The organism is Polyangiaceae bacterium (assembly GCA_015075635.1).
Taxonomy (GTDB): Bacteria; Myxococcota_A; Polyangia; order Polyangiales; family Polyangiaceae; genus JADJKB01.
This window is the reverse complement of sequence record JABTUA010000003.1, coordinates 175627-195940: the sequence shown is the minus strand read 5'-3', so window position 1 is coordinate 195940 and position 20314 is coordinate 175627. Positions and strand designations below refer to the sequence as shown.

General features: G+C 70.1%; 21 protein-coding genes. 12 read left to right on the top strand and 9 right to left on the bottom strand.

Features of this window, described 5'->3' with window-relative positions; all coding sequences use genetic code 11:
* Positions 1–29 precede the first annotated feature (29 nt).
* Both HS104_31460 and HS104_31455 read left to right on the top strand, forming a co-directional pair.
* Positions 30–779, top strand: a complete 750-nt coding sequence (locus tag HS104_31460; protein ID MBE7484473.1) for a hypothetical protein — start codon at positions 30–32, stop codon at positions 777–779.
* A gap of 3 nt (positions 780–782) precedes the next feature.
* The gene (locus tag HS104_31455; protein MBE7484472.1) at positions 783–1625 is read left to right on the top strand and encodes a 1-acyl-sn-glycerol-3-phosphate acyltransferase; all 843 of its coding nucleotides are present in this window, start codon (positions 783–785) and stop codon (positions 1623–1625) included.
* 3 nt (positions 1626–1628) lie between these two features.
* Here the strand turns inward: HS104_31455 and HS104_31450 are convergent, their stop codons facing one another.
* Positions 1629–3281, bottom strand: coding sequence for a hypothetical protein (locus HS104_31450; GenBank protein ID MBE7484471.1), 1653 nt, complete (start codon positions 3279–3281; stop codon positions 1629–1631).
* 54 nt (positions 3282–3335) lie between these two features.
* On the opposite strand from HS104_31450, the gene HS104_31445 reads away from it, so the two are divergent.
* Positions 3336–3977 carry a hypothetical protein gene (locus HS104_31445; GenBank protein ID MBE7484470.1) on the top strand — a complete coding sequence of 214 codons (642 nt, stop codon included), beginning with the start codon at positions 3336–3338 and terminating at the stop codon, positions 3975–3977.
* 55 nt (positions 3978–4032) lie between these two features.
* Here HS104_31445 and HS104_31440 read toward each other — a convergent pair whose 3' ends face one another.
* From HS104_31440 to HS104_31415, 6 genes are all read right to left on the bottom strand, one after another.
* A complete protein-coding gene (locus HS104_31440) occupies positions 4033–4842 on the bottom strand; it encodes a hypothetical protein (protein MBE7484469.1) in 810 nt (269 codons plus the stop codon).
* 325 nt (positions 4843–5167) lie between these two features.
* Complete coding sequence (locus tag HS104_31435; GenBank protein ID MBE7484468.1) at positions 5168–6631, bottom strand: NADH-quinone oxidoreductase subunit N; 1464 nt, start codon at positions 6629–6631, stop codon at positions 5168–5170.
* The gene (locus tag HS104_31430; GenBank protein ID MBE7484467.1) at positions 6628–8238 is read right to left on the bottom strand and encodes an NADH-quinone oxidoreductase subunit M; all 1611 of its coding nucleotides are present in this window, start codon (positions 8236–8238) and stop codon (positions 6628–6630) included. The genes HS104_31435 and HS104_31430 overlap by 4 nt, the downstream gene beginning before the upstream one ends.
* On the bottom strand, positions 8235–10058 hold the full coding sequence (gene nuoL, locus HS104_31425; protein MBE7484466.1) for an NADH-quinone oxidoreductase subunit L: 1824 nt from the start codon (positions 10056–10058) through the stop codon (positions 8235–8237). The genes HS104_31430 and nuoL overlap by 4 nt, the downstream gene beginning before the upstream one ends.
* Positions 10055–10360 carry an NADH-quinone oxidoreductase subunit NuoK gene (gene nuoK / locus HS104_31420; protein ID MBE7484465.1) on the bottom strand — a complete coding sequence of 102 codons (306 nt, stop codon included), beginning with the start codon at positions 10358–10360 and terminating at the stop codon, positions 10055–10057. The genes nuoL and nuoK overlap by 4 nt, the downstream gene beginning before the upstream one ends.
* Positions 10360–10902, bottom strand: a complete 543-nt coding sequence (locus HS104_31415) for an NADH-quinone oxidoreductase subunit J (protein MBE7484464.1) — start codon at positions 10900–10902, stop codon at positions 10360–10362. Before HS104_31415 ends, nuoK begins: the two co-directional genes overlap by 1 nt.
* A 217-nt stretch (positions 10903–11119) precedes the next feature.
* Between HS104_31415 and HS104_31410 the strand changes: the two genes are divergently transcribed.
* The 3 genes from HS104_31410 (at position 11120) to HS104_31400 (ending at position 12807) form a co-directional block, all read left to right on the top strand.
* Entirely contained in the window at positions 11120–11377 is a 258-nt protein-coding gene (locus HS104_31410) for a hypothetical protein (protein MBE7484463.1), read from the top strand.
* 68 nt (positions 11378–11445) lie between these two features.
* Positions 11446–12405, top strand: a complete 960-nt coding sequence (locus HS104_31405) for a hypothetical protein (GenBank protein MBE7484462.1) — start codon at positions 11446–11448, stop codon at positions 12403–12405.
* Positions 12406–12414: 9 nt separating this feature from the next.
* Positions 12415–12807 (top strand): hypothetical protein, encoded by a 393-nt coding sequence (locus HS104_31400; GenBank protein ID MBE7484461.1) that lies wholly within the window; start codon positions 12415–12417, stop codon positions 12805–12807.
* A gap of 32 nt (positions 12808–12839) precedes the next feature.
* Here the strand turns inward: HS104_31400 and HS104_31395 are convergent, their stop codons facing one another.
* Positions 12840–13727 (bottom strand): hypothetical protein, encoded by an 888-nt coding sequence (locus tag HS104_31395; protein ID MBE7484460.1) that lies wholly within the window; start codon positions 13725–13727, stop codon positions 12840–12842.
* A 91-nt stretch (positions 13728–13818) separates the two neighbouring features.
* Between HS104_31395 and HS104_31390 the strand changes: the two genes are divergently transcribed.
* Genes HS104_31390 through HS104_31370 form a run of 5 tightly spaced genes read left to right on the top strand, consistent with a single transcriptional unit; the run spans position 13819 to position 18523 of the window.
* Positions 13819–14580 carry a hypothetical protein gene (locus tag HS104_31390; GenBank protein MBE7484459.1) on the top strand — a complete coding sequence of 254 codons (762 nt, stop codon included), beginning with the start codon at positions 13819–13821 and terminating at the stop codon, positions 14578–14580.
* A gap of 13 nt (positions 14581–14593) precedes the next feature.
* The gene (locus HS104_31385) at positions 14594–15607 is read left to right on the top strand and encodes a substrate-binding domain-containing protein (protein MBE7484458.1); all 1014 of its coding nucleotides are present in this window, start codon (positions 14594–14596) and stop codon (positions 15605–15607) included.
* A complete protein-coding gene (locus tag HS104_31380) occupies positions 15604–17073 on the top strand; it encodes a sugar ABC transporter ATP-binding protein (GenBank protein ID MBE7484457.1) in 1470 nt (489 codons plus the stop codon). The genes HS104_31385 and HS104_31380 overlap by 4 nt, the downstream gene beginning before the upstream one ends.
* Entirely contained in the window at positions 17070–18023 is a 954-nt protein-coding gene (locus HS104_31375; GenBank protein MBE7484456.1) for an ABC transporter permease, read from the top strand. The genes HS104_31380 and HS104_31375 overlap by 4 nt, the downstream gene beginning before the upstream one ends.
* A gap of 2 nt (positions 18024–18025) precedes the next feature.
* The gene (locus HS104_31370) at positions 18026–18523 is read left to right on the top strand and encodes a hypothetical protein (GenBank protein MBE7484455.1); all 498 of its coding nucleotides are present in this window, start codon (positions 18026–18028) and stop codon (positions 18521–18523) included.
* Between the two features lie 4 nt (positions 18524–18527).
* Here HS104_31370 and HS104_31365 read toward each other — a convergent pair whose 3' ends face one another.
* Positions 18528–19202 (bottom strand): hypothetical protein, encoded by a 675-nt coding sequence (locus HS104_31365; GenBank protein MBE7484454.1) that lies wholly within the window; start codon positions 19200–19202, stop codon positions 18528–18530.
* A 256-nt stretch (positions 19203–19458) separates the two neighbouring features.
* Between HS104_31365 and HS104_31360 the strand changes: the two genes are divergently transcribed.
* Positions 19459–20307: an AgmX/PglI C-terminal domain-containing protein gene (locus HS104_31360; protein MBE7484453.1), complete on the top strand. Its 849-nt coding sequence runs from the start codon at positions 19459–19461 to the stop codon at positions 20305–20307.
* Positions 20308–20314: the final 7 nt, after the last annotated feature.

Sequence of the window (20314 nt, the reverse complement as noted above, 5' to 3'; positions counted from 1 at the left end):
CCGCCGCGCGAGTGCTTCGCTCGGGGACAATGACCGCGCGTGCGTTCGCGCTCGTTCCGTTGCTCCTGGCGCTCGGCTGCTCCGGGGAAGAGTTCTCCGCCGCGGGCAGCGGCGGCGCGGCGGGCGGTGGCGCCGGCGGCAGCGCGGGCGCCGGCGGCACCAGCGGGAGCGGCGGCGCGGGCGGCGGTGCGAGCTACCCGAGCTGCTGGGAGCTCAAGAAGAGCGGCGTGACCCAGAGCGGCGTGTACACCATCGTGCCGCCGAACGGCGTCGCCATCCAGGTGCGCTGCGACATGGACGTCGCCGGCGGGGGCTGGACGCTGCTGGCCCGCTCGGCGGACGGCTCGCTCGCGGGCAACGGCTTCGGTTGGGGGATGGTGGCCGGCGCGCCGGACGATCCGAACACTCCCTACTCGCTTGGCATCGGCGTGCACCGCGTGCCGTTCTCCGAGCTCTTGCTCGCACAGCGCGACGATGGCTACGGCGTGGTGAAGGGCTTCGTGGGCCAGATCCCGAATGGATTCCTGAAGACCTACGCTACGACGCCGTACCCGATGCCAGCGGTCGCGACGGTGGTCGGCAGCTGCCCGCCCAGCGGCGGCGTGTCGATGATGTCCCACCTCGGCTACACGAACGAGACCGACGTCTACTTCGTGCGCGACCACCCGGACTTCGAGCCCTTTGGCCTGCGCGAGGACGGCTGGGCCCTCGGCGAGTCCAACGTGTGTGACTACAACGCCGACATCAACTGGAAGCACGGCATGCTGTTCGTGCGCTGAGGCATGGCCGGCCGCGCTCGCTACGACTCGATCGAGCACGGCGAGCCGGGTGTCGCGCACGAAGGCTTCGTACGCAGCTTGGATCGGTGGGTTGGGCCGTGGGCGCGGCTCTGGCTCAGACCCAGCCTCGAGGGCACCGAGCACCTGCCCGAGCGCGGGCCCTACATGATCGTCGCCAACCACTCGGGCGGCGGGGGTGCCGAGGTGCTGTGCCTCGTGCTCCTTTGGTGGAGGACGTTCGGCCTGTCGCGCCCGCTGGCCGGCTTCGCTCACCCGCTGGCCTTCTGGCTGCCGATCATGGCCCCGTTCGTGCGGCGTCTCGGCATCGTGCCGTCCACCTATCGCGGCGCCGGAGCCGCGCTGGAGCGCGGGGTGCCGCTGGTGGTCTTCCCGGGCGGTGACCACGAGGCGTTTCGGCCCGTCTGGCAGGCTGGGCGTGTGGACTTCGGCGGACGAAAGGGCTTCTTGCGCATCGCAAAGCAGCACGGCGTCCGGGTCGTTCCGCTGGCGATCTCCGGCAGCCACGTCACGGTGCCCATCGTCTGGCGCTCCGAGCTCATGTCCTGGCTGTTGGTCTGGCCGCGCCTCGCCGGCGTGAAGCGCGTGCCAGTCACGCTGCTCGGGCTCCTCGTCTGCGGCGCGGCCGCCTTCTACGGCAACGTGCTCGCGGGCCCGTGGCTGGGAGCTGCCTTGGGCTGGCTGTCCTGGACGCTGGTCCCGTCCCCGTGGATAGCCTGGGTGCCGTCCCGCATCCGCATGCGCCTCCTGCCGCCCATCGAAGTTGGTGACGACCTGGACGCAGCCTACGCGCGCGTCACCGGCGAGCTCCAGCGCGCCATCCGTTGAGCGTCACTTGCCGACGAGCACGCTGCCGAGCTTGCCGGCCGCGCTCCGCGTGCAGAGCTCCAAGCCCTGGGAGGTGCGCGCGACCAGCGCCGGGTACAGGTAGCCCATGGAGCTGGTCCGCGCGGGCTGGCGGAAAGTCGGCGCGAGCCGGGGGATCATACCCTCGTGGGTGGCGGTGATCGAGAGCTCGAGCTTCGTCGCGTCGAAGTGCGCGATCTGCGTGCGCCACTTCACGTAGTAGTAACCCGGCACGTCCGGCTCGCTCGGATCGCGGCTGGGCGTGACCAACCACTCGTCGATCCCGTCACGGTCGAGATCGGCGATGTCCCACAGAAACAGATCCTGGAGGACCAGAGCGTCCCCGAGGGAGCCGGGCTGGGTCACGTGCAACATCCAGTGGCCGCCTTCGTACACGTTGAAGGCCAGCCGCGATGGGCCGCTCGCGGCGCGCACCATCGGGTTGGCCGGGTAGGCCACGCGCCCCTCGTATTTGTTGCCGTCCGCGTCGTCGTGCGCGTAAGAGAAGAAGCGGTCCAAGACCTTGCCCGTGAGAAGGTCGTAGCGGCTCACGTGCCGCTCGATCTGCCCCCAGGGATCGCTGGTCATGCTCGCCGAGACCATGTCGTCGTACACGCTGTGGGCGCCCGTGCCAGCCACCAGCACGAGGTCGGTGGGCAGGCCGGGATCGGGGAGCACCAGGCCGTAGTTGCGACCGGCCAGGTCCTTGCGGTCCCCGGTCACGTAGGGCGTGTCGAAGAGCAGCTGCCCGGGCCCCTGCTGCCCCACCGCGTACTGCACGACGCGTCCGCTGGTGAAGAACGCCAGGCGACGCTGGCCGCCGACCGTGACCACGAGACCGTTCGCCACGTGCGAGTTGGCGAGGAAGCTCGCGGGGCCACCCCAGGCGTTCGGCTGATCGGCGGTGTAGGTGGAGTCGAAGCTCGCCGTGGACGGGTACTGGAAGGTACCCAGCACCTGAAAGGCACCGGCGGACCAGGCGGCGAAGCTGCCGCTCTGTGCGTAATACGGCGCGAGGGCGAGCTCGCTGCCGCCGGCTCCGAAGAGCGGCGCGAGCACCGACCACTGGGTGGTCGGATAGGTGCTCGTGCCGAAGGTCCAGCACAGAGCCGGCGCCATGCTGGTCAGCGCGGCCTGCTTGCCGGTCTTCGTCGAGACGACGTCGAGCCAGGTGTCGAGCATCGCCGTCGCGCCGCAGATCTGGCCGCTGTCCTTGCTGCGAGCGACGCCGAGATCGGGCCAGCCGTCCGCGTCGAAGTCGAAGCCACCGAACAGGCTGCCCGCTCCGATCTCGTGCTTGGCGAGCTCGCCGCCGTCCTCGTCGAGCACCTGAACGCCGGTACCTGACTGCACGAAACCGATGGCGCGCGTGGCGGCTGCGGGGTCCGTGACCGGGTAGAGGGGTACCACGGAGCCGTCGCTCCGGAGCAGCGCGTTCCCCGGCGGGGGCTTGGGCGGACCCGCCTCGGCGTCGGGTTGGGCCTCGCTGGACACCTCACCCCCGCCCTGGTCGGGCCATGCGCCGTCTCCCACGCCGGCATCGGCCCCTGCGTCCTCGGCGTGCGCGCCCGGGCCGCCGGACTCGCTGCCACACGCCAACCCGAGGGCCAGGCCTGCAAGCAACGGCGTCCAGCGCATGGCTTCATCATAAATGACGCCTGGCCGCTCGCACGCGACTACCATCCCAAGGCGATGGCGGCGGCGAAGAAACGCACGGCGACGAAGCCGAAGCGTGCGAAGGCGCCCAAGCCGGCGCCCAGCGCTCCGCCCAAGCGCCGCCCGACGACCCGCCCCCCGCCGCCGACCTGGACCTCCCGCGCGGCGCGGGCGCCTTGGCCCGAGCACTGGCTGGCGGAGAGCCACGACGTGGCGCTCGCGCAGGACGTGATGCTGATGGCGTATTGGATCGCCGATCAGCTCGGCGACACCGAGCTGGCGGAGGCGCGGCGCAACACGCTCTTGGCCACGCTCCGAGGCGTGGCGCCGATGCTGCGCGGCGCGGCCGAGGGCCTGGTGCCGTTCAGCGTGGCGGAGACCGTGCGCCGCAACGGCGAGCGCCTGCTGGAGGCGCAACGCTACGAGCGCGAGCGCGTCGCTTCCGCGGGCATCCTCGAAGCACTGCTAGCGGCACACGCGGACGACGCGGTGCAGTCCTGCCTGCGCGAGCTCGAGCAGCACAGCCCGGACGTCGCGGCCTGGCTCAGCGAGCTCGAGCGACGCGGGCGTCCGGAGCTGCGCAACGCGCTCGCGGAGGGCGGCGCCGGTGGCCCGGCGCTGGAGCGTCTGCTGATGGTCGTGCTGTTCGCGACCGGGCGGCGCACGGCCGGGATTTGAAGGTCGAGGGTCGAAAGGAAACAGCGAATCGCTCCCGCGCTCGAGCGGTCGAGCCTCAACGCCCCGCGCGCCGGCGCCGGAACAGCGCGAGCCCGAGCATCGCCAAGAGCCCCGAGAGCGCCTCGCTCCCGCGCGCAGGTGCGGACACCGAGCAGCCGCCGTTGCTCTCACTCGCCGCGCCTTGACCCGCGCCGCTCTTGGCGGACTCGTTGGACGCGAAGCCCCAGCCCGTCGGCACGCAGGCGAGCGTGGGGCTGCTCCCTCCGCAGTCCACCCCGCCACCGCCGGGCGAAGCCGCACAGTCGGTGCCCATGTCTTCGCAGCTCCAGGCGCTCGGGCAGTCGCTGCTCGCGGTGCAGGCGATTTGCTGCGGCACGCACATCTTCTCCGTGCCCTCGCACAACGTCGGCTCGCAGTCCGTGCCCGGTGCGCAGTCGGGCGCGGCGCAGAGCACGGGTGCCTCCACGCAGTCGAAGTGGGCCGGGCAGTCCGCGCTGGTGGCGCAGCTCAAGGTCGTCTGCCGGCAGGTGCGCTTCGACGGATCCGGGGTGTCGCAGCCCGAGCTGCCACCCGGCTCCGACCAGCAGGCGACCTCTTCGTCCATGCAGCGCATGAAGCTCGGACAATCGGCGTCGGTGCTGCACGAGATCGGCTTCGTCTCGCAGTAGCCGAGCTCGGACTCCACCGGCTCCGAGGGGCAGCCCGCGCTCGGATCCTCGCAGCCGGGCACGCTGATGCCCTTCAAACACTGCTCCCCGGCGCCGCAGTCAGCGTCGGTCTTGCACTCTTGCGCGGCGGCGAGCCCGGGAGCGGAGAAGGCGAACAACACGGCGACGGGAATGGCGAAGCGAGAGATGCGATTCATGCGTGACGACCTCCGCTCACCCCTTCAGCAAGAGCCACGCCACGCGGCGATTGCGCGGGTTTTGCCGCCTTGCCCCGCGCCGCCGGGATCGCCGAGGCGCGGCGTGGCACAGCTGTGCCACGGGCCCGCCAGGCCTCGACTCACGGCCGTGAAGCACCACGCGGGTCGTCACATCGCCATGCAACTCGTCCGCTGCGCGACCAGTGCCGGGGCCAAAGGCGTTCCACGCGTCCGGACCATTGCCTGTTTCCTGTCCCCTGGCCCCTGTTGAACCGCGGGCAGCGCCGCCGTTTGCGAACGATGGCTTCTCTTTCCCGACAGGCTCCTAGCGCAGCCCGACCTGCCGCGCCGTCACGAACGGCTCGGTGGCGCGGCCGGCGTCCTCGAGCACCGGGCTCGGCCAGGCGCCGAACAGCACTACCCCAGCGAGGCACAGCGCCAGCGAGAGCGCGAGCGCCGGCGCGGCGCGGAGCTCCGTGTCGCGCTTGGGTGGCAACATGTACATCGAGCGCGCAATCTGCATGTAGTAGAAGAGTCCCACCACCGCGAGCACGGCGCCGAGGATCACCAAGAGGTAGAGCCCGGCCTGCCAGGCGACGATGAACACGTAGAGCTTGGCCCAGAAGCCGACCACGAACGGGATGCCTGCCAGCGAGAGCAGGAAGATCAGCATGGCGAAGGCCAGCGTCGGCGAGCGCTTCCACATGCCCTCGAAGGCGGCGATCGAGGAGTCCCCCGTCTCGCGCTCCACGGCCTCCACGATCTGGAAGGCGCCGATGTTCGTGACCAGGTAGGCCACGAAGTAGAAGAGCAGCATGGTGGTGCCACCGGCGCCGGACACGAAGGCCATCAGCATGTAGCCGATGTGCCCGATGCCCGAGTAGGCGAGCAGGCGCTTCACGTTCGTCTGCACCACCGCGAGCAGGTTGCCGAGCACCATGCTGAGCAGCGACAGCGCCAGGAACACCGGCTGCCACTCGCTCCGGACCTGCGCGAAGCCGTGGTGGAAGAGCGTGGCCAACGCGGCGAAACCGGCGAGCTTGGGCGCCACCGACAGGAACGCCACGAAGGGCGTGGGCGCGCCCTGGTAGGTGTCGGGCACCCACATGTGGAAGGGCACCACGCCGATCTTGAAGGCCATGCCGGCGAGCACCAGCATCACGCCCAGCACGAAGAGCGGGGTCATCGGCGTGTGCGCGATGGCCTCGATGCGCGTCGAGCCGGTCATGCCGTAGACGAAGGACAGGCCGAACAGCGTGATGGCCGCGCTCACTGCGCCGACCAGGTAGAGCTTGAGGCCGGCTTCGGGCCCGTGCCTGCCGACCCCCTTCGGGTCTTCCGTCTTGGCGTAGGCCGCCAGCACGAACAGCGGCAGCCCCATCAGCTCGAACGCGACGATCAGCAGCACCAGATCGCGGGCGCCGGGCAAGAGCGTCATGCCCAGCACGCTGCACATCAGGAGCAGGTAGTATTCGCCTTGCCGGCGCGGCTGGTGCTTGGCCACGTGATCCATGCTGCCGAGCGTGACGAGCAGGCCCGCCGCCAGGAACGCGCGCTTGAAGAACAGCGACCAGTGGTCGCCGACGTACACGCCGCCGAAGGCGCTGCCGTTCAGGTCCATCTGGAAGGAGGCGATCAGCGCGCCCGCGAAGGTGGCCGCCGGGATCACGCCGATGGCGCGGTTCGGCTTGGGACCGGAGAACAGGTCCGCCAGAAAGGTGAGCAAGATGCCCGCGCAGAGCGCGAGATCGAGGCCGAGCGGCAGGAGATCCGCGAGGGAGACGTTCATCGCTCACCTCGCGGCGCCAGCGTGCCGAGCACCGGGCTCAGGCGGGGCTTGGAGACGGCCTGCTGCGGCAAGCGTAGCTCGCCCTTGGCCTGCGCCAGGTAACCGGGGGTGGCCTTGTCGATGAAGTCGAGGACGATCACCGGGTAGCAGCCGAACACGATGATGCAGGCGCCGAGGATGAGCGGCGCGCCCCACTCGGTCCGGGTGGCGTCCGACAGATCGTGGAACTTCTCGCTCGGGCCCGGCCCCCAGAAGATCTGGCGCACGGCGCGCAGCACGTATACCGCGGTGATGAACGCGCCCAGGATGCCGGGGATGGCCCACCACCAGTGCGCGCTCTGCCAGGCGCCCAGGAACACCAGCATCTCGGCGACGAAGCCCGCCGTGCCCGGCAAGCCCAGGGACGAGAGCCCCGCCAGCGTGAAGAACACCGCGACCGCGGGCATGCTCTTGGCGAAGCCGCCCATACCCGGCACGTGGCGCGAGTGCGCGCGCTCGTAGACCAGGCCGACCAGGGCGAAGAACAGCCCGGTCATGATGCCGTGGGCGAACATCTGGTAGACGGCGCCGTTCCAGCCGTTCGGGGTCAAGGTCGCCGCGCCCAGCATCACCACGCCCATGTGGCTGACGGACGAGTAGGCGATGATGTACTTGAGGTCCTTCTGGCTCATGGCGCTGAGCGCGCCGTAGACCACGTTGATGACGGCGACGCCGCCGACCCAGGGCGCCCAGACCGCGGCGCCCTCCGGCAGCATGACCATGCCGACGCGCATGACGCCGAAGGCGCCGAGCTTCATCAAGACGCCCGCGTGCAGCATCGAGACCGCCGTGGGCGCCGAGGCGTGGCCGTCCGGCGACCAGGTGTGGAACGGGAACACGCCGCCCAGCGAGCCGAAACCGAGCCACAGGAACGGGAACGCCCAGAGCTGGAGATCTTTGCTGTAGGGGTGGCTGCCCAGCACCGCCATGTCGAAGGTGCGGGCGCCGGCCGCCACGTACATGGCGAAGATGGCGACCAGGATGAAGGCCGAGCCGACCAAGAGCATCAAGGTCAGCTTCATGGCAGCGTACTCGCGGCCGCCGATGTCGAGCAGCTTCCAGACGAACCTGAAAGGCCCCGCCTCCGTCACCGCGTGGCTCGAGCCCCAGATGCCGATCAGGAGGTACATCGGCAGCACGGCGATCTCGTAGAACAGGAAGAAGACGAACAGGTCCTGCGACACGAACACGCCGAACACGCCGGCCACCAGCACCAGCAGGAAGACGAAGAACTCCTTGCCGCGCTCCTTCAGCGTCCAGCTGGCGAGCACCCCCGCGAAGATGATGATGCCGGTGAGCAGCAGCAGCGACACGCCCCAGCCGTCCACGGCCAGGCTGAGCTCGATGCCCAGGCTGGGCACCAGCGGGTAGCGCTCCGCGAGCTGGAGGCCGCCCTTGCCCATGTCGTACAGCCGCGCGACCTGCACGCTGCCCACCAGAGAGACAGTGGCGCCGAGCAACGATACCCAGCGCACGAGCTGGCGCTGAGCGTCCGGGATGGCGAAGAGCAGCACGGCGGCCACGAAGGGCGCCGCGACGATCAGGCTGAGCAGGGGCAGACCCATCATCTGAGGATCCCCCAGGTGGCGAGCACCACGGCGCCCGCGATGACGGCGTAGACGTAGTCGGCGACGTTACCGGTCTGGATGCGCCGCACGCGCCGGCCGCCCATGATGGTGGCCCAGCCGAGCAGGTTCATCACGCCGTCGATGACGTAGCGGTCGAACCAACCCACGGCGTTCGCCAAGCCCAGCGCCAGCTTCTGGAACCCGAACAGGTAGAGCTTGTCCACCGCGCCGGAGCGCGCGAGCCGGCCCACGGGCGCCAGGAACGCGAAGCTCGACTCCGGCACCGAGCCCTTGCCGTAGACCAGCCAGGCGAGGATCAGGCCACCCAGGCCGAGGACGATGGCGACGCCGCCGACGGCACCGAGGTGGAAGTGGTAATCCACGCCGTAGAGCCCGGCGAAGCTCTTGCCGAAGTAGCCAGCGGCGACGGAGAGCACCGCCAGGAGCACCAGCGGCCCAGCCATGGCTGGGCCGCTCTCGTGGGCGCGCTCCGTCTTCTTGGTGCGCTTGCCGAAGAACGCCAGGAACACCACGCGGCCCATGTAGAAGGCGGTCAAGAACGCCGCGGCCATCAGCATGCCGAGCGGGCCCCAGAGCCGCTTCTCGTACAGCGCTTCGAGGATCAGATCTTTGCTGAAGAAGCCGGCCAGGCCCGGCACCCCGCTGAGCGCGAGCGCGCCGATGATGAAGGTCACCGCCGTGATCTTCATCTTGGGCCAGAGGTAGCCCATGTCCCGGAGCTCGTTCGAGTGCACGGCGTGGATGACGCTGCCGGCGCCGAGGAACAGAAGCGCCTTGAAGGCCGCGTGGGTGGTCAGGTGGAAGTACCCGCCCATCAGCGAGCCGGCGCCCAGGGCGCTGACCATGTAGCCGAGCTGCGAGCAGGTCGAATACGCGAGCACCTTCTTGATGTCGGTCTGCACCACCGCGACGATCGCGGCGAAGAGCGCGGTGAAGGCGCCGAGCCACGTCATCAGCTCACGCACCGGCACGGCCTGGAACAGCGGGTTGGCGCGCACCACCAGGTAGACGCCGGCGGCGACCATGGTGGCGGCGTGCAGGAGCGCCGAGACCGGGGTGGGGCCCTCCATTGCGTCGGGCAACCAGACGTGCAGCGGGAACTGCGCGCTCTTGCCCATCACGCCCAGGAACAGGCAGAAGCCGATCCACATGTGCAGCGTGGGATCCGCCGGCGGTGCCCAGGCGAAGCCGCCGGTGGAGACGAACAGCAGGATCACGCCCGCCACGAAGCCCATGTCCGCGAGCTTGGTGGTCCAGAACGCCTTCACCGCCGCCCGCGCCGCGGTCTGCTTCTGCCAGTAGAAGCCGATGAGCAAGTAGCTGGTCAGACCCACCAGCTCCCAGCCCGCGAACAGCTGGAGCACGTTCGGCGCCAGCACCAGCGTGTTCATGCTGAAGATGAACAGCGAGTGGTAACCGAAGTAGCGCCCGAAGGCGGCGGGCGGCTCGTCCGCCATGTAGCCCAGCGAGAAGACCTGCACCGAGAGCGCCACCGTGGTGACGACCAGCAGCATGGGCACGCTGATGCCGTCGAGGCGCACGCCGATCTCGGCGATGGTCTGGCCCCCGGAAGGCAGCCAGCGCGTGGTCTGGACGATGGCGTCCGCCGGCGCGCCGAGCTGGCGCAGCATGAGCGCGACGGCGCCGACGAACGCCAGCAGAGCCGCCGCCACCGCCAGGTACGCGGCGGGCTTGCCCGCCTTCCGCAGCGGCGGAACGACGGCGATGATCAGCGCCGCGACCACGGGTCCGAAGAGCGCGACGAGAGCCCAGGCGACGGGGGTGAGGCCGAGGATCATCGCGGCTCTCCCAGCGCGTGCGCGGTGTCCACCACGACGTCTTTGCGTGATCGGTAGAGCAAGATCACCAGGGCGAGGCCCACCACGACCTCGGCGACGGTGAGCGCGATGGAGAAGACCGCGAAGGTCTGGCCAACGTGGTCGCCGCGGTAGTGAGAGAACGCCACCAGGTTGATGTTCACGGCGTTCATCATCAGCTCGACGCTGAGCAGGATGCCGACGGCGTTACGGCGCGAGACCACGCCGTAGATGCCCACGCAGAACAGCGCCGCGGACAGGAGCAGGAGCGGCTGGAGCGGCATCAAGTCGCCTTCTCGCCGCGGACCGGGATCACGCGCTCCCGCTCCTTGCCGAAGTCCGCTTTGCGCGCCAGCACGATGGCGCCGATCATGGCGATCAAGAGCAGGATGCTCAGCACCTCGAACGCGAGCAGGTGCTCGGTCAGGAAGGCCTTGCCGATCTCGTCGGCGCCGACGTTGCGCCCGGGACCCGCGGGCAGCCCGGGGGTCCGGTAGGTCGCCGACGTGATGACCCCGAACAGCACCGCCGCCGCCAGGATTGCCGGGACCCTCCGCCGCGGGGAGGTCTCGTTCTCGATGAAGACGCTCTCCTGCCGCCGGGTCAGCATCACGCCGAACAGCATCAGCGTGATGACGCCGCCGGTGTAGAGCAGGATCTGGATGCCGGCGAGGAACGGCGCCTGGAGCAGCACGAACAGCACCGCCGTGGTGGCCAGGGTCAGCGCGAGCCAGAGCACCGCGTGGACCAGGTTCTTGCTGGTCACGACGCAGAGCGCCGCGAGGAGCAGGCAGGCCGCGACGATGCCGAATGCGATGGGGTCCATGTCTGGGGCCGGGCGGGGGCGGAGGGTACTCCCCGGCTCGCCGCGCCGTCAGCCCCTTTTCTCGGGATTTTCTCGTCAATTCGCGGCGCGCGGGGATTTCGGCCCGGCAGCCCGCTCAGCCGGCGCCGGGTGCTTCGAAATATCCCCACCGCCCGCCCCGAACTGGTCCTGGACGGCCCCGGACGGCCGCACCGCGAAAGGCAGAGAGAGAACCGAAATGGAAGCGCTCCCATCCCCCATGCAGAGCGAGCTCGACGGCACCGACATCCTGGCGGTCGTGATCAGCGTCTTCGCCCCCGGGCTCGGTCACGTGATCCTGGGCCAGGTCGCCAAAGGGCTCGTGATCATGGCGCTGGTGATCGCCTCCTGCGGCGTGGGCTACATCGTCAGCGCCATCGTCGCCCTGGACGCCTTCACGGTGGCCAAGGCAAGGAAGCGCCGCGCCATCGGGCAGTGGGAGACGTTCCCGGAGTGAGCAAGACCACGAGCGCGTGAGCTCGAGATTCCTCGCAACTCGGGCCGGCCAGCTGCCGATGGGGCGCCATGGGTCCCCGCATCGAACGCCGTGAGCCCGCCGCCGTACCGCGGGACTCGGAGCCGGAGCCTGCGGCACAGCCCGCGCCCAAGAAGCCGCGTCCCGAGCCCGCTCCGTTGAGCCCACTGGCCAAGCGAGCGCTGCCGTCACCCTTCTTCACGTACAAGAAGGCCCCGACGGCCCCTCCGCCGGCCGCAACCCAGAGCGACGAGGCTGCGATCCGCAACGCCCTTGGCAAGCCAGTGGTGAAGCCGATGACTTCGGCGCTCGAGCCCGCGGCGCCGGTGGCCACGCGCTTCGAGGCGGGCAAGCGCATCGAGGCCCTCGAAGCGAAGCACGGGCAGGCGAAGGCAGAGCTCGAGCGCAGCATCCGGCACTGGACGGGAGCCGCGGCCGCGCTGCGCAAGAGCTCCCTCGACGACGCCAAGCGCGGCCTCTTCCGCGAAGGGCTCGGTGGCGCCGTTTGGCACGCGGAGCGTCAGGCCTCGGTTGCCAAGGCGCTGCTCCGCGATCTGAACGCCGACTTCGACGCTGCAAAGTTCGCCTACGAAGGCTTGCTCGGGCGCGCCAGCGGCCCCGGCGCGAGACGAGGTAGCGCAGCCAAACCCGCGCTCGCCGGTGACATCGGCTCCACCGCGGAGCGCTTCGCTCAGCGCCTCGCACGTTATGACCGCTCGCTCGATGCCGTGCGGAGCTCGGGCGTGATCGCGCCCATCATCGCGGCGAGCAAGGGCCTTGCCGCCGGGCTCCACGGCCGCGAGCTCGACCGCGAGGACTACCAGATCCTGGATGGCATGTACCAGGCCGGCCAGGTCCTCGACGTTCCGCTCGGGGTCCGCATGGAGCGAGGCGCGCTCGCGCGCGGCGCGCAACCCGCGGCGCCGGGAGCCGACCACCGCGACGCCGCCAGAGACGCCGCCCGCGACAACCTGTTCCGTGCCCGGCAGTACGGCACCTACGACAAGTGAGAGCCTCGCATGAACCCGTATCGTTCCGCCCCACGTCCCGAGCACATTCCAGCCCGGCCGCTGCACCCCGGCTGGAAGAGCTACCGGCGTCAGACGCTGTTCTACAACCTGCTGCTCTGGGCCTGCGTGCTCTTCTTCGCCGGGCTCGTGATCTTCGAGCCCGTGGCCTCGATCGTCGCCCTGCCGCTCTTGCCGCTACCGCCGCTCGTGGTCTGGCTCGGCGTCCGTGACTGCGTGTGCCCGGAGTGCGGCCTGTCGATCGTGGACGGCCCGCTGGTGCAGTCCTACACGCGCTACTTCGCCGGCCTGTTCCCCAGGGACTGCACGCAATGCGGCGCCGAGATCCCGGATGGCCCGGTGCAGCCAGAGTGCGACTGCACGAGGTGCGTGGGACGCGGCTGACAAGTGCTCTGTCGGGGTGCTCAGGGTGAAGCTCACGGGCAGCCGGGTTGACTCGAAATCCCCGCTCCGCTGACGTCGAAGTAGAACGCTCGCCGCACGTAGGCGTCCTCCAGGTTCGGCTTGTCGCTCACGGCGGCCGGGATGAGCCCGGTCCAGATCCACTTGGCGCCGGTGGTCGTCAGGATGTTCCCCCAAGGACCGTCCCCGTGGTTGGCGATCTCGGTTGCGGCCATCCAGGTCGAGTCGTCGAACGTCACGTCGGTCCAGCCGGCCACCAGGGTCTTCGACGCCTTCCACGAGGCATTGGTCAAGACCAGCGCGGCGGTCCCGGCGTCTGCCACGTCGATGGTCAGCTCGCCGATGATGCCCCGATCGTTGCCGGCCTGACTCGAGGTGTTGGTGCCCTTCACCGCGATCACGTTCTTCTTGCTGGGGTGGACGTTCAGGGACACGTCGATGGTGACGGCCGAGGCCCAGTTGTTGGTGGTGCCGACGCTGGTGCCGTTCACGAACACCTCGCACTCGTTGTCGGCGGTGATCTTGAGGTGCGCCTTGACCGTTGCGGTCTGGGGAATGGTAGCGCAAGCGGGGTCGGCGTCTGGGCCCACGTCCACGGGCGCGTCCGTCCCGGCGTCCGTTCCAGCCGCCCCGCCCGTGGAGGCGTCGGCGCCTGCGCTGCCACCGGAGGCGCCTGCGCTGCCGCCCGTGGCGCCGCCGCTGCCGCCCGTGGCGCCGCCGCTGCCGCCCGTGGCGCCGCCGCTACCGCCGCTGCCGCCGGTCGCTGCGCCGCCGCTACCGCCGGTGGCGCCGCCGGAGCCTCCGCCGCCACCGGACGAGCTCTCCGAGTCACCGCCGCAGGCGACGGCGAGCGCGAGAGCCAAAGGGAACGAGCAGAGCAAGGGACGAAGGCTGAAGTGCATCGGGCAGGCTTCTCATGCGCCCCGCCTCCGGTCAAATGTCCTGCGGCCGGCCGGCTTTCCACCCAGCGGAGCCTTGGCTAGAAACGATGGGATGCTACTCACTCGAACCCCACTGCAGCCGCTCTGCCTGGCGCTGCTCGGCCTGCTCGCCTGCAAGCAAGGCGCCGAAGGCTCCGCCCCCTCCTCCACCGCCAGCGCCGCCGCGGCGCCCGCTGCCTCGAGCGCGGCGCCCGCCGCCGCAGCCAGCGGCCAGCCCGGCGCAGCAGAAGTGAACACGCCGGAGCTCGAAGCCATCGCCAAGGAGATCGTGCCCAAGGGCATCCCGACGGAGCGCAGCAAGCCGCCGAGCGTCGCCGAGTGGAACGCGGCTTCGGAGATCACGGTCCGGCACTCCGGGCCGCTGGGCTGCGAGACCAAGCGGGTGCGCGAGTGGTTGCGCGTGAGCTGCCGCACGAGCGGCAGCTCCGGACCGCAGATCCAGACCGTGAGCATCGTCGAGCCCAAGGCCAAGAACCCGGAGTACTTCACCTACGAGGCAAAGGGCGTCGCCAGCATCGTGCTTCCGCTGCGCGAGAGCATGGACGCCAAGGTCGCCTTCACTTGGAGCGCGCGCGGCAAGCGCGTGCTCACCGCGACTTGGCCCAAGGGCGCCCCCGCACCAGGCATCTACTTCGACGCCGGAGCCGGAGCCGGCGAGAGCGGCGCGGCCCCAAAGACCGGAAAGCCCAGGTGCGAAGACGTCTGCAACGGCGCGAGAGGATTCCCGTCGGCCTGCGAGACGACGCCGTGCCCGAAGAACTTCAAGTGCCTCGACAATCACATCTGCGTCTGCACGCTCCCCTGCGAAGACTGATACCCTCCCGCCGATGTCGAGCGGCGTGGGAAGGGCAATGGTCTTCGTGGGGCTGCTTTCGCTGGCACTCTCCGGGTGCAAACGCGACAAGTGGGACAGCATGGAGGGCGGCACGAACAACAAGCGACTCCGCATCGCCGTCATCCCCAAGGGCACGACCCACGAGTTCTGGAAGAGCGTGCACGCCGGCGCGGTGAAGGCCTCGCGTGAGCTCGGCGTCGACATCGTCTGGAAGGGGCCGCTGAAGGAGGACGATCTGAAGCAGCAGATCGACCTGGTCCAGAGCTTCACCGCCCAGGGCGTGTCCGGCATCGTGCTCGCGCCGCTCAACGACAAGGCGCTGGTCTCCAGCGTGAAGTCGGCGAAGGACGCAAAAATCCCGGTCGTGATCTTCGACTCCGACCTGGCGTCGGAGGATCACGTGAGCTTCGTCGCCACGGACAACCGCGCCGCCGGCAAGCTCGGCTGCGCGCACCTGGCCAGCCGGGTGAAGGACAAAGGCGGGGCCATCGTGCTCCGCTATCAAGAGGGATCGGCCAGCACCAATCATCGCGAGGAGGGCTGTCTCGCGGCGCTGAAGGCCGCCGGGGTGAAGATCCTCTCCGACAACCAATACGGCGGCGCGACCACTGAGACCGCGCACAAGGCCAGCGAGAGCCTGTTGCTCGCGCAGGGCGCGGCGGACGGCAAGGTGGCCGGCGTGTTCACCCCGAACGAGTCCACCACCTTCGGCATGCTGCGCGCCGTCGAGAAGGCGAACCTCGCGGGCAAGCTCAGCTTCGTGGGCTTCGACGCCTCGGAGAAGCTGGTGGCCGGAGTCCAGAGCGGTGGCATCGAGGGCCTGGTGCTCCAAGACCCGTTCAACATGGGCTACCTGGCGGTGAAGACCATGGTGCAGCACCTGAAGGGCGAGAAGGTCGAGCGCCGCATCGACACCGGCAGCAAGCTCGTGACCAAGGCGAACATGAACGAACCGGAGATGAAGCAGCTCCTCGCGCCCGAGCTCGATCAGTGGCTGAAAGAGTGACGCCACGGCTCACGGTCCGCGGGCTCGGCAAGGCCTTCGGTGGTACCCGAGCGCTCTCGGGGGTGGAGCTCGAGCTCCGGCCGGGTGAGGTCCACGCGCTGCTCGGAGAGAACGGGGCGGGCAAGAGCACGCTGACCAAGATCGTGTCGGGGGTGCTGCGCGCCGACGCGGGCTCGTTGGAGCTCGACGGCGAGCCGTTCGCCCCGCGCTCGCCGGCGGAGGCGCGACGCGCCGGGGTGGCGATCGTCCATCAAGAGCCGGCGGTGTGCTCCCACCTCGACGTGGCCGAGAACGTGCTGCTCGGTCACGAGCCGACGCGCTTCGGCTCGATCGACCGGCGGCGTTTGCGCGCCGACGCCGCCAGCGCATTGGCTCTGGTCGCGCCACACATTTCCCCTACGCTGCGCACGAGCGAGCTCGGCGCCGCGGACGTTCAGCTGGTGACGCTGGCGCGCGCCCTCGCACAGAGCGACTGCCGCCTGCTGATCTTGGACGAGCCGACCGCCAGCCTGGCGGCTCCGGAGGTCGAGCGCCTGTTCGAGGTGGTGCGCCGGCTCGCGGATTCCGGCATCGCCATCCTGTACATCTCCCACTTCCTGGAAGAAGTGCGGCGCATCGCCGATCGCTTCAGCGTGCTCCGCGACGGAACGAACGCCGGCGGCGGCGAGATCGCCTCGACCTCGACCAGCGAGCTGGTGGAGCTGATGGCCGGACATGCGGTCGACGAGCGCCGTCGGGCCGAGCCCCGTGTCGGAGGGAGGGTGCTGCTCTCGGCGCGCGACCTCAGCGGAATGCGCCTGCCGGTGGCGGCCAGCTTCGAGCTTCGAGCCGGCGAGGTGTTGGGCATCGCCGGGCTGGTCGGCTCGGGGCGCAGCGAGCTCTTGCGCGCCATCTTCGGCCTCGAGCGCGTCAAGAGCGGAGAGCTGCGAGTGGCCGCGCGCGTCGGTCCCGCGTCGCCCGCCCAGCGCCTGGCGGACGGCGTCGGGCTGCTCAGCGAGGATCGCAAGCGCGAGGGTTTGGCGGAGAACCTCTCGCTCCGCGAGAACCTGACCCTGTCGAAGCTCCCGGCCTGGATCTGGCCGAGGGGGCAGCGCGCCGCCGCGCAGCGCTTCATCGAGCGCCTCGGCATCCGCACCTCCGGCCCGGACCAGCCGGTGCGAGACCTCTCGGGGGGCAACCAGCAGAAGGTCGCGCTCGCCCGCCTGCTGTTCCACGAGGTGGACGTGGCGCTGCTCGACGAGCCGACGCGCGGCATCGACGTGAAGAGCCGCGCCGACGTCTACCGGATCATCGACGAGCTTGCCGAGGGCGGGAGGGCGGTGCTGGTCGTGTCGAGCCAGTTCCCGGAGCTGCTGGCCGTGTGCGATCGCATCGCGGTCTTGCACCGCGGCCGGCTCGGCGCGGCTCTGCCGGTGGGCGAGCTGGACGAGCACCGCTTGGTGCGGGAAGCGGCAGGTGCGGCGTGAGGCAGCTCTTCCGTCAACCCTGGCTCGGGCCCCTCTTGGCGGTGGTGGCCGTCTACGTGTTGTTCGCGCTGCTCGCCCCTGACACGTTCACGCGCTCGGTGAACGTGCTGACGATGGCGCGCCAGACCGTGGTCGTCTCCATCGCCGCGGTCGGCATGACGCTGGTGATGATCCAGGGTGGGATTGATCTCTCGGTGGGCTCGACGGTCGCGCTGACCACGGTGATCGTCGCGCGCATGCTGGACGGCGGCAGTGGCGCCTGGACCGCGGCGGCGGGCGGTGTGGCGCTGGGCGCTTGCGTCGGAGCAATCAACGGGCTGCTGGTTTCGGGCCTGGGTCTCTTGCCCTTCATCGTCACGCTCGGCAGCATGAGCGCGCTGCGCGGCGTCGCGAAGGGCCTGGCCAACGAGCAGAAGGTGGACGCCGACCCGAAGGGGCTCGAGAGCCTGATGAGCCTGCCGGGCGGGCAGCACGGCGGCTTCCTGCTCCCGACGGGCGTCTGGATCGCGCTCGGGCTGGCGCTGATCTTCTCGGCCTTCATCGCCTACACACGCCCGGGGAGACACGTGGTGGCGGTCGGCTCCAACGTGCTCACGGCGCGCCTGTGCGGCGTGCCGGTGGGCCGGGTGACGGTGATGGTCTACGTGCTCGCCGGCGCGCTCGCCGGCCTGGCCGGAGTCATGGAGTTCTCCACGCTCACGGTCGGCGATCCCACCGACTCGATCGGGCTCGAGCTGGAGGTGATCGCGGCCGTGGTGATCGGCGGCGGCTCGCTCTCCGGTGGGCGGGGCTCCATCGCCGGCGCGCTGCTCGGCGCGCTCCTGCTCACCGAGATCAAGACCGGCTGCACGCACGTGGGGCTGCCCAACTGGGTGCAGGAGATCTTGACCGGCGGCATCATCCTGGTGGCGATGGCGCTGGACAAGCTGCGGGAACGAAGGAGCGGCTGAGGATGATCCGCTGGCTCGCGCCCTCGCTGGCACTGTCTTGCTCCGGCTGCTTCTCGCTGATGGCGGACGCGCAAGCGGGCGCGGTCTCCTCGGCACGGTTCGAAGCGGGGCGCTACGGCGCCGCGGTGCAAGCCGCCGGTGGCTTGAACATCGGCGCCGATGGCGCGGAGCACCTCGGACCCGGTGGCGACGTGCGCGTCAAGTGGACGGGCGACATGCAGCAGCTCGGCCTGGGACCCCACCTCTACTGGCTGCACTCCGCCTGGACGACGCCCTACGCCCGGGTCGGCGCGACGGCCATCGAGCTCGGCGTCGTGGACGGGGACACGAGCATCGGCGCGCTGGGCCCGCGCGCTGAGCTCGGCATGTTCTTCGGTCTGTTCGTGATCTCCGCGTTCGCGGAGTACGACCTGCGTTGGACTCACCAGCCCCACGAGGGCTTCGTCGGACTGATGCTGGGCTACGGCACCGCCGTCACCACGGCGCCGCTCCACGATTGACTGCTCAGCCGCACACGCAGCAGTTGAGCGCCGGCGCGCAGAGCCCCACTCCGCCCTTGGACACGCAGGCGGCGACACACAGGAACTGCGACGTGGGATCGCTGGGCGTGCAGGGCGCGACGCAGACGTTCAGACCACCGCCGGAGCCGCCGGCCGCGGCGCCACCGCTGCCGCTGCTGCCGCCCGAGCCGCCGCTGCCACCGGTGCCACCGCCCTGCTCGCTCACGCACGCGAAGCCGCTCCGCACGAACCCGGGCAAACACTCGAAGTCGCACAGCGCTCCGTCGCAGGTCGGCTTCGAGTTCGCCGGCGGCTTGTTGCAGGGCGTGCAACCGACCGAGCCGCAACCGACCTCCGGCGTCCGCTCGACGCAGCCCGTATCGCAGAGCTTCTCCCCGCTCGCGCACATGGGCGGCGCGCCGGCCGAGCCGCCAGTGTCTCCGCCCTGCGCGTTGGCCGCGCCGCCGCTCGAGGTCGGCGTGTCGCCTCCGGTGCCGTCGTCGGGAGCGCCCGCGGCACCGAGGCCGGCGGCTCCGCCCTCGGAGCTCCCAGGCTCACCACCCGCGCCAGCGGCGGGTTCTGCCGCGGCAACGGCGCTCTTGTCGTCGGAGACTTCCTCGCCCAATGCGCAGCCGACACCGAGCAGAGCGAAACACACCAGGGCGAAGGTCTTGGACACGGCGCGGAACCTAGCTCATCGAAGTGCGCTTGTGTAGGTGTTTATCGTACTGTCTCGCACAAATTCTTACCGAGGCCTACTTACTGCGGCTGCACGTGCGCCATGGGCACCGGTGCGCTCAGCGCCGCGGGGGCTCGTTCTCCGGCGGCCGACCTCTGGTACGACTCGTCAGGTGCGGCGCGGAGAGCTGACGCTCGTGGTGGCTTTGGCGTCGTGCGCGCCTCGACCCGAGACACCGCAGGCGAGCCCCGTCCCGATGTCAGCGCCCGCCACCGACGCCGGTGCGAGCGACGCGATCTTCGCAGCGAGCGAAGTCGCCCCCGAAACGCCTCCTGCACCCGTCATCGACTCTCCGCCGGGCGTGAGCTCGGAGCTCGTGCGAGCCGTCGACGCGTACCTCGCCGCCGCCAACGCCGGTGACCTCGCCGCTCAGCAGGGCGCGAGCCGCGCCGACTGTTGGGCCAAGGAGTGCGGGAGCTTCGCGCAGCAGGCTGGGAAGAAGTTCCGCGCCGAGCGTCGCGAGTCGTTGCGCCGTCACGACAACCACGTCCAGGTCGTGGTGGACATCCTCTGCGAAGGGGAGCGGAAGTGCGATCTCGTGTACCTCTTGTTCGAGCTCGATCCGTCGCTGCGCTGGGTCGTCGCAGACGTGACGGAGGACGGCAAGAAGGCCGACGCATGGGTCACGCCGCCGGGGTATGTGGAGCCGAAGATGCCGCCGAACGTCCCGCCCGGCGCGCCGCGGCCGCTCGACACCCCCGAGAAGGCGCCCGCGCCCAAAGGAAACGCCGTGCTCGGCAGCGTCATCGGCGTAGCAGCCTTGCCCGATGCGCAGAAGGTCCTCGGCAGGCTGCGCGCGAAGCTGAAGCAGTGTTACCTGGTTGGCCTACGCGCTGATCCGAAGGCCGCCGGGAAGGTCGTGCTCGATCTCCACGTCGGTGCCTCGGGCGAAGTTGCCAAGGCGACGCTTCACGAGGTGACCGGCGCGCTGCCAGCGTCGGTCGGCGCCTGCCTGGTGCATCGAGTCGCGGACGCGAAGTTCCAGGCTCCCGTCGGCGGCTCGGCGAAGCTGCGCGTGCCGATCACGTTCGCGCCGGCGCCTTGAAGCGCCG